The following is a 13,309-nucleotide window of genomic DNA, read 5'->3' on the forward strand; positions in this document are numbered from 1 at the left end:
GGGCCACGCATGTGACGTACCGCGTACTGCCGTGACCGATTGCCGCCGCAGCCGCGCCCGCGATCGGCGAATCCACCGGATTCGCCGGACCGGTGTCACCCCGGCGGTCTACCGTACGGATGCGTAGCCGTCCGCACACACCGCGTCGCCAACTGCGGTCGTACGAGGAGGAATTCCGTGCCGTCACCTTCACCCTGCGACCCCCAGGACGCCCCCGCGGGCGATGTGGGTACGGCGCTGATGCTGATCGACTCCCGGCTCAAGCAGATCCACGGAGGCCGGACCGAGCCGAACAGCGAACAGCAGGTCCTGACCGAGCAGTTCGCCGCCTCCCTGGGGCGACAAGGGGTCGACGACCTCCTGGACGGCGCCTGCACGCTCATCTACATGTACATGCAGTGGCTGTGCAGGGTCTACGAGGAGCACGACGAGGACGTCGTCGCGGGAGTGGTGCCCAACATCGTGGCCTCCCTGCGCATGATGCCCAGGAGCGTCCGCCCGGAGGCCGTCCCGACCATGGCCGGTCTGCTCGTCGCCGCGGGTACGGGCCTGAGCCCGAGCCTGTGGCGCAAGCAGTACGGCTACTGGACCAAGGACGAGATGAACCCCCTGGAGGCGACGGCGTTCCTGCTCGCGGACCACATCAACCGCGTCACCGACGACCCCGAATTCGCCACCCGCCTGATCAGCGAGGCCCTGACCGGGGTGGAGGAGGACTGACGGCCGAAGAGGGGACGGGAGCAGGGTCCGATTGTCAGTGGCGTGCGCTTGACTGGTACCCAGCGAAACGAACCGGGGCCGTGAGGCCGATGGCAGAGAGATCGACGGGGGCCGAACAGTGCAGATCGACCACGACCTTCCACAGGTACCGGACGCCGCCTGGCTGGAGCAGCGCCTTGGCGCGGGCTGCCTCTGGCGCCCTCAAGAGGCCGATCTGCCGGCCGAGTTGACGGACAGGGAGTCCAGGGAATTCCTGCTCACCGTCGGCTTCCCCGCGGTCAGGCTGGCCGCCGTGGACATCGACACGACGCATCTGCGGGGCCAGGACGCCCTGCACCCCTTCGACGCCGACGAGCTGTACGGCGAGCGCTACCCCGACGACGACTCCCCGCCGGAGAACTTCTGCTTCACCATGGCGCTCTGCTCCGACCAGCATCTGATGCTCGAAGCCGCGGGCGGCGGCATCACCCACTACGACCCCAACGGTTGGGACCACGCGGCAGGTTGGCAGGGCCCGGCCGCCGCCTCTCTGCCGTCCCTTGCAGTGCTCCTCGGCCTGCTGGCGGAGGCGGGCGAGGAACTGGACTCGACGGACGACGAGCGGCGCAGAGCCGCCGCCACGACGGTGCGGGAGCGCATGATCGCCCATGACGTGGACGTGGACTCGAAGTTCTGGGACGAGTTGTTCGAGGCGCTGGAGTAAGGCGGCGGTCCAGCCCGGCCTCCGCGAGAAGGCCGGGCTGGACCGCGAGAAGGCCGGGCCCAGCTCCACGAGAAGGCCGGGCCCTGGAATCCCCGGTGACGAGGCCTACTGGCCCATCACGTACTTCACGGTCGGCCCCGTCGTCCAGCCGCCGTCGACCGCCAGCTCCGCACCCGTGACGTAGGACGCCGCGTCCGACAGGAGGTACACCACCGCGTCCGCGATCTCCGGGGCCTCGCCGACCCGGCCCATCGGAGTGTTCGGGTAGTTGCCCTCGCCCTGCTTGATGCCGACCTGCGCGGTCATCGGGGTGTAAGTCATGCCCGGGTGCACGGAGTTGACCCTGATCCCGGACGTGCCCAGCTCCACCGCGCCGATCTTGCTCAGGCCGCGCACGCCCCACTTCGACGCCCCGTACGACGAGGTCAGCGCGAGCCCCATCAGACCGGCGGCGGAGGAGATGTTGACGATCGAGCCGCCGCCGTTCGCCTTCATGCCGGGGATCACGGTCTTCATGCCGATGAAGACACCGGTGAGGTTGATGTCGAGAACCTGACGGAAGTGCTCCACCGTCTCGGTCTCCAGGGGCTGGCCGGTCGAGATCCCGGCGTTGTTCACCAGCCCGTCGATCCGCCCGAACTCGGCCACGGCGAACTCGGCGGCCCGCTGCCACTCGTCCTCCGACGTCACGTCGAGGCGGATGAAACGGGCCCGCTCGCCGAGCTCCTTCACGAGCTCCTGGCCGTCGGTCTCCAGGAGGTCGGCGACGACCACGTGGGCGCCACCGGCGACGGCCTTGCGGGCCACCTCGGCGCCGATGCCGCGGGCGCCGCCGGTGATGACCACTGTCTTGTTGCTGAGATCGCTCATGAGGCGCTCCAAGGAAAATCACGGAGGGATTCGAAACTACGGGCCGCGAGGGCGCCGGGGCCCTGCCGGCCGTCGGCCGGTGCGTCGGTGGCGGCCCAGCACTCGACGGACACCCGGATCGCCGTACTGGCGACGGCAGCCGCGAGACGCAGACCCCGGGAGGCCTGCGCCTCCTCGGCATCGCGCACGCCGTTGCGTTCGGCGAGCACGGCGAGGAGGGCCGTCTCGGCGGCGAAGCACGCGTCGTTCCAGACGGAGCGGAGCGCCGGAGCCTCCTCAGCCATCCGCAGCAGGGCGCGCACCCACTCCAGGGACTCCGCGTTCGCCACACCGCCTTCGGCGTCACCCGCGGCGGCCGGGTCGAGCGCGTCGTCCGCGGCCTTGATCAGCGCGTCCGCCACGGACAGGCCGTCCGGCGCGGCGCGTACGCAGTCGACCCAGCGCTGGGTGCCCTCGGTGAAGAGAGGGGCGACGGACTCCTCCTTCGTCGCGAAGTAGCGGAAGAACGTACGCGGCGAGACACCCGCGGCGCGGGCGATGTCCTCGGCGCGGGTGGCACGCAGTCCGTGCTCCACGAAGAGTGCGGCAGCGGTGTGGGCGATGTCCCTACGAGTGGCGGCCTTGCGCCGCTCGTTCAGTGAGCTCCCGGGCATGACTGCATGCTATGCCTGTGTGGCAGAATCTGCCACCGGCGCGATCCGGGGCAGTCACCCGCGTACAGGCGCTCACCCGCTGCGGCGTACCGGCGCTCCGGCGCTGCGGCCTACCAGCGCTCCGGCGAGCGACTCCGCGGACGATCCAGGCGAACGAACGATGGGACGGCAAGACCAAGTGCGGCGACGGCGATTCCTCCAGCAGACGGCCTTCCTCGCCTCGGGAGCGGCACTCGGCCTCTCCGGCTGCGGCGCGGACGAGACCGACACGCCCCTGCGCGTGCTGGTGGCCAGCTACGACGAGAGCGTCGGCGCCTCCATCGGCGACCAGTGGGACGACCTGGTCAAGGCCTTCGAGAAGAAGCACCCGAGCATCCAAGTCACCGTCGAGCGCGTGCCGTTCGGGAGCCTTGACGCCACACTCGCCCGCCGCGTCGAACAGGGCAAGGCGCCCGACATCGCCCAGTCCAACCTGTTCGCGAGCTTCGCCGAGAAGCAGCTCCTGTACGCCGCGTCGGACCTCTTCGACATCGCCACCGAGTCCGACTTCACCCTGTCCCTCGCACAGGCGGGCCGGTTCCGACGCGTCCAGTACGGCATCCCGCTGATGGCCAGCACGCCACGCCTCTTCTACAACAAGGCACTCTTCGACCAGGCGGGCATCGACGCACCGCCCCGCACGTGGAACGAGCTGCGCGACACGGCCCAGGCGCTGCGGACGAGCGGCGTACCGACCCCGTACGGGCTGCAGTTCGGCCCCGAGGCCGCCGAGGACGAGCTGTACGCGTGGCTCCTCGCCGGGGAGGGCGACTACGCCACCTCCAGCGGGTACGACTTCTACTCCGACACGAACGTCGACACCCTCACCTGGCTCCGCGACAACCTCGTCACCCGCGGCCTCGCAGGCCAGAACCCCGCCAAGCTCAACCGCACCGACGCCTACGAGCAGTTCCTCGGCGGCCGCATCGGCATGATGCTCGCCCACCCGGTGCTGATGGACGCCGCCGACTCCGTGAAACTCCCGTACGCCCACGCCGCGTTCCCCGCCCGGCGCGGCGGCGCGGCCATACCCGTCGGCATCAACGACTGGCTCCTCGCCTTCCGCCAGAACGGCCGCCGCGCCGCCTGCGCCGCGTTCCTCGGCTTCGTCTACGGCAGGGAGTCCGCGGCGAGCTACGGCGGCGGCCGGGCGGCGGCCCTCCCGGTCACCGAATCCGGCGCGGACGTGGTGGCCGCCAAGGGCAACCGGCTCGGCAAGTTCATCGACCAGCTCCCCCGGGCCCGCTTCCAGCCGACCGCGATGCACTCCTGGCCCGAGGTCCGCCAGGAGATCCGCACCGAGATCGGCCGCGCCGTCCGCCGGGACGGCGACCCGGACACGATCCTCCGCTCCCTCCAGGCAGGCGCGACCAGAAGCGAGGCCACGGCCGGTTCGTGAGGCGCCGGGCCCCAACCCCGTCGTCCCGGACAGCCCGGCGGAGCGGACGAGCTGTGGCGGTCGGTCCGGCGGGACGCTCCGCTACCGCAGGGGAGATGAGCTCGGGCCGAGGAGGTCGGGCCGAGGAGGTCGGGCCGATGGGTTCGGGCCGATGAGTTCGGGGCGCGGACCGGGTCTACAGGTGTGAGGGCCGCAGAGAGCCACGCCTGCCCGCCGCGCCACCCCCCCCGAGGAGCTCGCCATGACCGCCACCTACACCTTCGACGTCTTCTCCAGCCTCGACGGCTACGGGGCCGCAGGCGGCGACTGGACCGGCTACTGGGGCAAACAGGGCCCCGAACTCCTCGACCACCGCCTCGCCCTCTACGACCAGGAGCAGCGCATGGTCTTCGGGGCGCACACGTACCGCCTGTTCACGCGGATGCTGGCCGACAGCACCGAGGACTCCGACGTACGCGACCCGTGGGTCACGCGCATGCGGAACCTCCCGGCGACGGTCGTGTCGACCACCCTGGAAGGGACCCTCGACTGGCCGGACGCGACCGTCGAGAGCGGTGACGCCGTCGATGTCGTCGCCCGCCTGAAGAAGGAGTCCGACGTCCCGCTGCGCTCGCACGGCAGCCTGTCGATGAACCGCGCGCTCCTCGCCGCGGGCCTGGTCGACCGCCTCCAGGTGACGCTCTTCCCGGTCGTCACGGGCGCGTCCGGGCTCGACCCGGTCTTCCGTGGCGCGTCCGACTTCGACCTGGAACTGGTCGAGCGGCGCACCCTCGACGGCCACATCCAGGAGCTGGTCTACCGGCCCACGCTCCACTGACCCGGGCGGCTCCTCACACCAGTCCGGTCCAGGCGTCGGCCCCGAACGCTCCCTTGACGTCGGAGGCGAGCGTCGCGGGGTCGACGGTGGCCTCCAGGGCGTAGACGGTGGTCGTCCGTGCGCCGCGCACGCTGAGGTGGACGGGGCTGTCGCCGGGGTGGGCGGCGAGGATCCGCTTGAGCTCGGCGACCGACTGCCCGGTGATCCGGGTGCGCGGGGAGAGCGAGGCGCACGGGAGACCGACCGCCGTGCTCGGCCGACGACACGTCCAGTGCCGTGAGTTCCCTGCCGAAGACGTTCAGGGTTCCGTCGCGGTCCTCGACCCCGTCGTCGCCGACGGCCGTGAACTCGGCGACGGACTCGTTCACATCGGGCTGAAGGATGCGCATGCCGTTCTTGCGGGCATCGGCGAGATAGACGGCGGCCTTGTCCTTGTCGTCGCCGACCGAGGTGAGCAGAGCGGCTGTGTACTCGGCCGGGTAGTTGGCCTTGAGGTAGGCGGTCCAGTACGAGACGAGCCCGTAGCCCGCGCACCTTCGTCCCGCAGGCTGACGCCGACCTCGCGCAGGTCCTTGCGGCTGGACCGTGGCGCGAAGCCGTCACGCTCGGACAGGTGCACGAAGTGGGCGGATTCTGCGGGGAGTTGGGGCAGGGGGAAGCCCGACGGCACGGCGTTCCTCCGGGCGGCGGCCTCCCCGCCACGGGACTCCTTCGTCCACGACGTCCTGACCCACTGCACCGTGATCTCCACTGATCCGCCCCTTCGTTCACATCCGAGACTACGGCGCGCAGTCCTCCGAGGTTTCCCATGGTGGTGCCCCGCCTGGATCCGGTCTGCTCGAACCGCTCCAACCGTTGACGTTTTGATCACCAGCTCTCTACCGTTCGGATCGCGCCTGAGCGCATACATAACCAGCGTTCACATATGGAGACGTACACATGCCCGCCGCGCCCGAGAGTGCCACCGCTGACGTCCGCATCGCCGACGTACGCCTCACCCCCGTCCTCATCGCCGATCCGCCGCTCCTGAACGTGCAGGGCGTGCATCAGCCGTACGTGCCACGCCTGATCGTCGAGGTGGTCACCGAGGGCGGTGTCGTCGGCGTCGGCGAGACCCTGGGGGACACCAACTACCTGGACATCGCACGACAGTTGGCCCCCCTGGTGAAGGGCCGCCGCACCACTGAGACGAACCTGCTTCCCGCGCTCGCCGCCGGTGGTGCCGAGGTCGACCTGGGCGCGCTCAGCTCGCCCACCGACATCGCCGGAATGCGCGGCACCCAGACCGCCGACAAGCTGCGCCTGAGCGTGATCTCCGCGTTCGAGGTGGCCATGCTCGACGCCCTCGGGAAGGTCACCGGCCTGCCCGTGCACGCCCTGCTCGGCGGCAAGGTGCGGGACACCGTCGAGTACAGCGGCTACCTCTTCTACCGCTGGGCCGAACACCCCCAGGGCGCCGGCGCGCCCGAAGACGCCCCGCGCGACGACTGGGGCGCGGCCCTCGACCCCGCCGGAATCGTCGAGCAGGCCCGCCGTATGCGCCGCGACCACGGCTTCACGTCCTTCAAGCTCAAGGGCGGTGTCTTCCCGCCCGACCAGGAGGCCGCCGCGATCCGCGCCCTCGCCGAGGCCTTCCCCGACAGCCCGCTGCGGCTCGACCCCAACGGCGGCTGGAGCGTCGGGACCAGCCTCAAGGTCGCGGCCCAACTCGCCGACGTACTGGAGTACTTGGAGGACCCCACCGCCGGTACACCCGGCATGGCGGAGGTCGCCGCGGGCACCGGCATGCCGCTCGCCACCAACATGTGCGTGACCCGGCTCGGCGAGATCCCCGAGGCCTTCACCCGGGGCGCCGTGCAGGTCGTGCTCTCCGACCACCACTACTGGGGCGGCCTGCGCGCCACCAAGGAACTCGCCGCCATCTGCGCCACGTTCGGCGTCGGCGTCTCCATGCACTCCAACACCCACCTCGGCATCAGCCTCGCCGCCATGACCCACGTGGCCGCGACCGTCCCGAGCCTCGACTACGCCTGCGACACCCACCGCCCCTGGCAGACCGACGACGTCATCACCGAGCCGCACGTCTTCCGCGACGGCCGCGTCGAGGTGTCCGACGCCCCCGGCCTCGGTGTCGAACTCGACCGGACCGCCCTCGCCGCCCTGCACGAGCGCTGGCAGCGCATGCCCGGTATGCGGGACCGCGACGACGAGGCCGGCATGCGCCTCGCCGACCCCACCTGGACGCCGCACAACTCCCCGCGCTGGTAAGCGACTTACTCCTCTCGCGTACCTCTCTTCCGCGCACTCCTCTCTCGCGTACTCCTCTTCCGCGTACTCCTCTTCCGCAACGGAGCCGCACATGACCACCACCACAAGCCCGGAGGCGGCCCCACCGCCCGCACTCGGCTCGGCCGTCCGCAAGATCTTCCGCCGGATCGTCCCGCTGTTCACGATCATGCTGATCGCCAACCAGATCGACCGCGGCAACATCGCCTTCGCCGAACGGCAGTTGGAAGCCGACCTGGGCATCGGCGTAGCCGCGTACGGACTCGGCGCCGGTCTCTTCTTCGTCGCCTACGCGATCTTCGAAGTGCCCAGCAACATGATGCTGGAGAAGTTCGGGCCGAAGATCTGGCTCACCCGGATCATGATCACCTGGGGTCTGGTGTCGGCCGGGATGGCCTTCGTCCAGGGCACCACGTCGTTCTACGTGCTGCGCTTCCTGCTCGGCATCGCCGAGGCGGGCTTCTTCCCCGCGATCATCTACTACTTCAGCCGGTGGCTGCCCTCCGGCCACCGCGCCCGCGCCTCGGCCATCTTCATCTCCGGATCCTCCATCGCGACCATCATCGCGGGCCCGCTGTCCGGTGCGCTGCTTCAGCTGGACGGCTTCCTCGGCATGACCGGCTGGCAGTCCATGTTCCTGATCGAGGGCCTGCTCTCGGTGGTCATCGGCTTCATCGCCTGGCGCCTCATGGACCACAGCATCGACGACGCCACCTGGCTCACCGCGGACGAGAAGCGGGCGCTGGCCACGACCATCGACGCCGAACAGGCGGAGCGCGAGCAGCGCCGCGAGACGGGCGGGGCGGTCTCCCGCTGGAAGCTGCTGCTCGACCCGAAGATCCTCGTGTTCTGCTGGATCTTCTTCGCCATCGCGCTCTCCATCTACGCCGCCACGTTCTGGCTGCCGAAGATCGTCGGCAGGATCGGCGGCCTGAACGACTTCGAGATCGGCCTCCTCTCCGCCGTTCCCTGGGTGTTCGCGATCGGCGCGATGTACGTCAGCGGCCGGCTCTCCGACCGTAGCGGCAGGCGCAAGCCCTGGCTGGTCGCCTCCCTGCTGACGGCCGCCCTGGGCACGGGCCTCGCCACCTTCGGCAGCCCGTGGTTCGCCCTCGCGGCGCTCTGCGTCGGCGCGATGGGCTTCAAGAGCGCCTCGCCGCTGTTCTGGTCCATTCCGCAGCACTACCTCGACGCCCGCATCTCCGCCCCCGCCATCGCCCTCATCAACTCCCTGGGAAACCTGGGCGGTTTCGTCGCCCCGACCGTCTTCGGCCTCCTGGAGGCCACCACCGGCTCCACGGAGATGGGCCTGTGGGGCCTGACCGCCTGCTCGGTCCTGGCCGCGGTGAGCGTGCTGCTCCTACGGGACGGGGGCGAGCCACGAAAGCACCCCGCACCCACCGGCGCGACCCCGGCTCCGGCGACGTCGTAGCAGCAACACATCGACCGGCCGAGAGGCCCACCCTCACGGGCCCACTCGGCCGGTCGATCCCCGCCGCCGCTCCCCCCTCCGCGCCACCAGGGCACGTCAGCCGCTCGAGCGCCGCAGCCGGTCCAACTCGTCCCCGATCGCCTCGCGCAGCGGATCGTGCCGCGGACCGAGCGCGAACCGTGCGTCGGACCACCTGGCGCGGGGATAGAGCCACACCGGCAGGCCCACGAGGTCGGTGGGCTCCCACGAGAAGCGGGGCCACACATGCGCGTGCAGGAACCCGTCGGTATTGCCCAGGATCTCCAGGTTGACCCGCCGGAAAGCCGGATCCGCACGCCCGCACACCCGCTCGACCGCCTCCCCGAGCCGGTCCATATCGGCCAGGAAGGCCAACCGCTTCGGCCGGGACAGGTCCGACAACCGCTCGACCCGCGGATCGTCGGCCAGCAGCACCGAGTACCCCGGCAGGAACTGCACATCCCCGATCACCGCGAACTTGGCGTCCAGGCGCCGGTACGAGGCGACGGCCAGCTCGCGGCCGTTGAGGGTGGCGTCGCCGATGGAGGCCAGCGGCGACCGCACGCTGTGGCGCACGCTCGCCACGGCCAAGGCCACCTCGACCGGACGCGGCGGCTGAGCCTGCCGCTGCCGCGCCGCATCGAGACGCTCATCGGTGAGCATGGCTCCGTGGTCGACGCGTTGGAGCGCCGCGACGTCGACGCCGCGGAACAGGCCCTGCGCGGCCACCTCCAGGGCGTCCTCGCCGACCTCGACACGATCCAGGCCGACCGCCCGGAACTCTTCACCGGCCCGGACGCCGAGCCGGAGACGCCGATGCGGCGGCAGGAGCATCCCGGGCGGCGAGGCTGAGCCGCAAGTTCACGTAAATCACGCAAGCCATTTGCGTTCTCTGTGGCGAGGATTGCGGTTCTCCCACGCCGCCGGGCCTGTCGGTTACGTAAGTCTGCGTAAGCCCAGTCATGCGCTCTCGCAGGCTGCGCATGCCTTCATGTAAGCGTCGTGCAGTTCAGTTTTTGCAATCTTTGCGCGACTTATTGCGTGCTCATGTCGACGGTGGTTGAGTGTGCGCCGCGCCCGGCCTGTCGCCGGCACGTACCCGGAGGGGGTCCCAGATGACATGCACGGACAGCTCGAACGGCACGAACGGCTCGACCAGCTCGACCAGTCGAAGGCTCACGCTCGCCGCAGCCGCCACCACCACCGCACTCGCCCTGGTCACGCTCTCCGCCTGCGGTACCAGCAGCGACGCGGCGGACCCGGAGTCCGGCGGCACGGTGCGGCTCGATGTCAACGGGCAGCCGCCCAAGACCCAGGCCTTTGAACGGAAGCTCTTCGACAAGCACGTCAGGCAGTTCGAGAAGGCCCACCCGGACATCGACATCGTGCCCCACGAGGGCTTCATGGACCCGAAGACCTTCAACGCGAAACTCGCGGGCGGCAAGCTGGAGGACGTCTTCTACGTCTACTTCACCGACACCCGGTCCCTCATCGAGAAGAGACAGGCCGCGGACATCACGGACGCCGTCAAGGACATGCCCCGACTCGGGGACATCCAGGACCCGTTGATGAAGATCTTCCAGGACGAGCAGGGCAGACAGTACGGCCTGCCCACGTCCAACTACTCGATGGGCCTGCTCTACAACCGCGCCCTCTTCAAGAGGGCTGGACTCGACCCCGACCAGCCGCCGAAGACCTGGGCGGACGTCCGCAAGGCCGCCAAGAAGATCGCCGGGCTCGGCGACAACACCGTGGGCTACGCCGACTTCTCCAAGAACAACCAGGGCGGCTGGCACTTCACCGCCGAGCTGTACTCCCGCGGCGGCAGGGTCGCAGAGGAACGCGACGGCGAGTGGAGAGCCGCGTTCAACACCCCCGAGGGCAAGGCCACCCTCCAGGACCTCTACGACATGCGCTGGAAGGACAACTCGATGGGCAGCAAGCAACTGCTCCAGGTCGAGGACGTCCAGCGCATGATGGGCTCCGGCAAACTCGGCATGTACGTCGCCGCCGCCGACAACATCACCGTCGTCGCCAAGCAGTTCGGCGGCACGTACGCCGACTACGCCCTCGCCCCCGTACCCGACGCGAAGGCCACCCTGCTCGGCGGCGAGGGCTACATGCTCAACCCCAAGGCCTCCCCGGAGAAGATCAAGGCCGGCGTCGAGTGGATCGGGTGGCGCTACCAGAACCCCGACCTCATCGAGAAGAACGTCGCCGACTACGCGGAGGCAGAGCTCCCCGTCGGCATCCCGATGCCCACCGTCCCCGACATCTTCAAGGGCGAGGTCCGCGACCGCATCGAGAAGGTCAAGAAGGACAACGCCAACATGCCCGTCGCCAACTACCAGGCCTTCATGGACTCCGCGCCGAACATCCCCGGCGTCATCGAACCGCCCAAGGCCCAACAGGTCTACGCCGTCCTCGACTCCGTGATGCAGGCCGTGCTCACCAAGAAGAACGCCGACATCGACGCCCTTCTGGCCGACGCGGAGAAGAAGGTCGACGCGATCTATGACGCCGCCTGATGGCCGCGACCGGTATCAAGACCCCGCCCCGGCACGCGGGTTCACCCCCCGAGGCCCGCACCCCACGCCCGCGGACCACGACCCGTCGCCGCCGCAACCTCCGCGAGCACCTCACCGCGTACGGATTCCTCTGCGCCGCACTCGTCGTCTTCGCCCTGTTCTCCTGGTGGCCGATCGTCCGCAACACCCTCCTCGGCTTCCAGCAGGTCAACTTCGCCACCGGCAACACCTGGGTCGGACTCGCCAACTTCCAGAGACTCCTCGACGACCCGCTCTTCCTCACCGCCTGGAGGAACACCGGTCTGTTCACCCTGTACGCCCTGGTCCTCGGCTTCGCCGTGCCGTTCCTGACCGCCGTGCTCCTCAACGAGTTCCGGTACGCACGCGCCTACTTCCGCGTCCTCGTCTACCTGCCCGTGATGCTTCCCCCGGTCGTCGTCGCCCTGATGTGGAAGTGGTTCTACGACCCGGGCCCCGGCCTCTTCAACGAGATCCTCCGCAGCCTCGGCCTGCCCACCTCCAACTGGCTGGACTCCTCGGCCACCTCCCTCATCTCCCTTGTCATCGTGTCCACTTGGGCCAACATGGGCACCACCACCCTGATCTACCTGGCCGCCCTCCAGACCATCCCCGGCGAGCTCTACGAAGCCGCCGAACTGGACGGCGCGGGCCTCTGGCAGCGGCTCCGCCACGTCACCGTCCCGCAGACCCGCTTCGTCCTCCTCGTCCTGCTGCTCCTGCAGATCGTCGCGACGATGCAGGTCTTCACCGAGCCGTACGTGATGACCGGCGGCGGCCCCGAGGACTCCACGGTGACCGTGATGTTCCTCGTCTACCGGTACGCCTTCGTCTACAACGACTTCGGCACCGCCAGTGCCCTGAGCCTGCTGCTCCTGCTCGTCCTCGGCGTGTTCTCCGCGCTCTATCTGCGGGTCACCCGCGCCGGAAAGGAGTGAGCCGGTGTCCGCCTCGACGCGCACCCTCGTACGCCCCGCCGTCCTGAAGACCCGCAAAGGCCGGCTGATCTACTGGTCGACGCTCACCGCCGCCCTGCTCCTCTTCACCCTCGCCTTCATCGTGCCGCTCTACTGGGCCGCGACCGGCGCCATGAAGTCGCCGACCGAACTGGCGCAGAACCCGCCCACGTACATCCCTCAGACCTGGCACCCCGAGAACTACGCCAAGGCGTGGCAGGAGATGGACCTGGCCCGCTACTTCCTCAACACCGTCGTCCTCGCCGGTGGCGCCTGGCTGGTGCAACTCGCCGTACAAGTACCGGCCGCTTACGCCCTGTCCAAACTCCGGCCACGGTTCGGGAACCTGGTGCTCGGCCTGATGCTCGTCACCCTGATGATGCCCGCCACCGCACTGCTGGTGCCCGTCTACCTCACCGTCGTCGACGTGCCGGTCTTCAACCGCAACCTCATCAACAGCCCCAGTGCGGTCTGGCTGCCCGCCGCCGCCAACGCCTTCAACATCTACATCCTGAAGAACTTCTTCGACCGGATCCCCGACGAACTCCTCGACGCCGCCAAGATGGACGGCGCAGGCCCGCTCACCACGATGTGGCGCGTGGTGCTCCCGCTGGCCCGGCCGATCCTCGCCGTGGTCTCCATCCTCTCCGTCGTCACGGCCTGGAAGGACTTCCTCTGGCCGCTGCTCGTCCTGCCCGACCCGGCGGCGCAACCCCTGAGCGTGTTCCTCCAACGCGTCGCCCAGGACACCCCGCTGAACAGCCTCGTCGCCGGACTCGTCATGGCCTCGCTGCCCCTGATCGCGCTCTTCCTGGTCTTCCAGCGCCAGATCATCTCGGGCCTCGCCGCGGGCAGCCTCAAGGGCTGACA

13 protein-coding genes are annotated in these 13,309 nt (G+C 69.5%); 10 read left to right on the forward strand and 3 right to left on the reverse strand.

Features of this window, described 5'->3' with window-relative positions:
• Positions 1 to 240: 240 nt before the first annotated feature.
• Complete coding sequence (locus RCO28_RS37110; protein ID WP_308945819.1) at positions 241 to 720, forward strand: hypothetical protein; 480 nt, start codon at positions 241 to 243, stop codon at positions 718 to 720.
• Between the two features lie 118 nt (positions 721 to 838).
• A complete protein-coding gene (locus RCO28_RS37115; RefSeq protein WP_308945796.1) occupies positions 839 to 1,423 on the forward strand; it encodes an SUKH-4 family immunity protein in 585 nt (194 codons plus the stop codon).
• 105 nt (positions 1,424 to 1,528) lie between these two features.
• On the opposite strand, the gene RCO28_RS37120 is transcribed toward RCO28_RS37115, so the two are convergent.
• Entirely contained in the window at positions 1,529 to 2,293 is a 765-nt protein-coding gene (locus RCO28_RS37120; protein ID WP_308945797.1) for a glucose 1-dehydrogenase, read from the reverse strand.
• Positions 2,290 to 2,946 carry a TetR family transcriptional regulator gene (locus tag RCO28_RS37125; protein WP_308945798.1) on the reverse strand — a complete coding sequence of 219 codons (657 nt, stop codon included), beginning with the start codon at positions 2,944 to 2,946 and terminating at the stop codon, positions 2,290 to 2,292. The genes RCO28_RS37120 and RCO28_RS37125 overlap by 4 nt, the downstream gene beginning before the upstream one ends.
• A gap of 160 nt (positions 2,947 to 3,106) precedes the next feature.
• On the opposite strand from RCO28_RS37125, the gene RCO28_RS37130 reads away from it, so the two are divergent.
• The 4 genes from RCO28_RS37130 (at position 3,107) to RCO28_RS37155 (ending at position 8,919) form a co-directional block, all read left to right on the forward strand.
• Positions 3,107 to 4,384, forward strand: a complete 1,278-nt coding sequence (locus tag RCO28_RS37130; RefSeq protein ID WP_308945799.1) for an extracellular solute-binding protein — start codon at positions 3,107 to 3,109, stop codon at positions 4,382 to 4,384.
• A gap of 241 nt (positions 4,385 to 4,625) precedes the next feature.
• Positions 4,626 to 5,201, forward strand: a complete 576-nt coding sequence (locus tag RCO28_RS37135; protein ID WP_308945800.1) for a dihydrofolate reductase family protein — start codon at positions 4,626 to 4,628, stop codon at positions 5,199 to 5,201.
• 939 nt (positions 5,202 to 6,140) lie between these two features.
• A complete protein-coding gene (locus RCO28_RS37150) occupies positions 6,141 to 7,469 on the forward strand; it encodes an enolase C-terminal domain-like protein (protein WP_308945801.1) in 1,329 nt (442 codons plus the stop codon).
• Positions 7,470 to 7,560: 91 nt separating this feature from the next.
• Positions 7,561 to 8,919: an MFS transporter gene (locus RCO28_RS37155; RefSeq protein WP_308945802.1), complete on the forward strand. Its 1,359-nt coding sequence runs from the start codon at positions 7,561 to 7,563 to the stop codon at positions 8,917 to 8,919.
• Between the two features lie 96 nt (positions 8,920 to 9,015).
• On the opposite strand, the gene RCO28_RS37160 is transcribed toward RCO28_RS37155, so the two are convergent.
• Positions 9,016 to 9,489 carry a diadenosine tetraphosphate hydrolase gene (locus tag RCO28_RS37160; protein ID WP_308945820.1) on the reverse strand — a complete coding sequence of 158 codons (474 nt, stop codon included), beginning with the start codon at positions 9,487 to 9,489 and terminating at the stop codon, positions 9,016 to 9,018.
• Positions 9,490 to 9,504: 15 nt separating this feature from the next.
• Between RCO28_RS37160 and RCO28_RS37165 the strand changes: the two genes are divergently transcribed.
• From RCO28_RS37165 to RCO28_RS37180, 4 genes are all read left to right on the forward strand, one after another.
• Positions 9,505 to 9,789, forward strand: a complete 285-nt coding sequence (locus RCO28_RS37165; protein ID WP_308945803.1) for an FCD domain-containing protein — start codon at positions 9,505 to 9,507, stop codon at positions 9,787 to 9,789.
• A 263-nt stretch (positions 9,790 to 10,052) separates the two neighbouring features.
• Positions 10,053 to 11,465: an extracellular solute-binding protein gene (locus RCO28_RS37170; RefSeq protein ID WP_308945804.1), complete on the forward strand. Its 1,413-nt coding sequence runs from the start codon at positions 10,053 to 10,055 to the stop codon at positions 11,463 to 11,465.
• The gene (locus RCO28_RS37175) at positions 11,465 to 12,421 is read left to right on the forward strand and encodes a sugar ABC transporter permease (RefSeq protein WP_308945805.1); all 957 of its coding nucleotides are present in this window, start codon (positions 11,465 to 11,467) and stop codon (positions 12,419 to 12,421) included. The genes RCO28_RS37170 and RCO28_RS37175 overlap by 1 nt, the downstream gene beginning before the upstream one ends.
• Positions 12,422 to 12,425: 4 nt before the next feature.
• A complete protein-coding gene (locus RCO28_RS37180) occupies positions 12,426 to 13,307 on the forward strand; it encodes a carbohydrate ABC transporter permease (protein ID WP_308945806.1) in 882 nt (293 codons plus the stop codon).
• Positions 13,308 to 13,309 lie beyond the last annotated feature (2 nt).

The sequence above is a fragment of the Streptomyces sp. LHD-70 genome (assembly GCF_031157275.1).
Classification (GTDB): Bacteria; Actinomycetota; Actinomycetes; order Streptomycetales; family Streptomycetaceae; genus Streptomyces.

Bases quoted from the DNA above. Each gene is read 5' to 3' on its own strand.
- RCO28_RS37150 (WP_308945801.1), top strand. From the start codon at position 6,141: ATGCCCGCCGCGCCCGAGAGTGCCACCGCTGACGTCCGCATCGCCGAC.
- RCO28_RS37170 (WP_308945804.1), top strand. From the start codon at position 10,053: ATGACATGCACGGACAGCTCGAACGGCACGAACGGCTCGACCAGCTCG.
- RCO28_RS37110 (WP_308945819.1), top strand. From the start codon at position 241: ATGCTGATCGACTCCCGGCTCAAGCAGATCCACGGAGGCCGGACCGAG.
- RCO28_RS37120 (WP_308945797.1), bottom strand. From the start codon at position 2,293: ATGAGCGATCTCAGCAACAAGACAGTGGTCATCACCGGCGGCGCCCGC.
- RCO28_RS37125 (WP_308945798.1), bottom strand. From the start codon at position 2,946: ATGCCCGGGAGCTCACTGAACGAGCGGCGCAAGGCCGCCACTCGTAGG.
- RCO28_RS37130 (WP_308945799.1), top strand. From the start codon at position 3,107: ATGGGACGGCAAGACCAAGTGCGGCGACGGCGATTCCTCCAGCAGACG.
- RCO28_RS37175 (WP_308945805.1), top strand. From the start codon at position 11,465: ATGGCCGCGACCGGTATCAAGACCCCGCCCCGGCACGCGGGTTCACCC.
- RCO28_RS37135 (WP_308945800.1), top strand. From the start codon at position 4,626: ATGACCGCCACCTACACCTTCGACGTCTTCTCCAGCCTCGACGGCTAC.
- RCO28_RS37155 (WP_308945802.1), top strand. From the start codon at position 7,561: ATGACCACCACCACAAGCCCGGAGGCGGCCCCACCGCCCGCACTCGGC.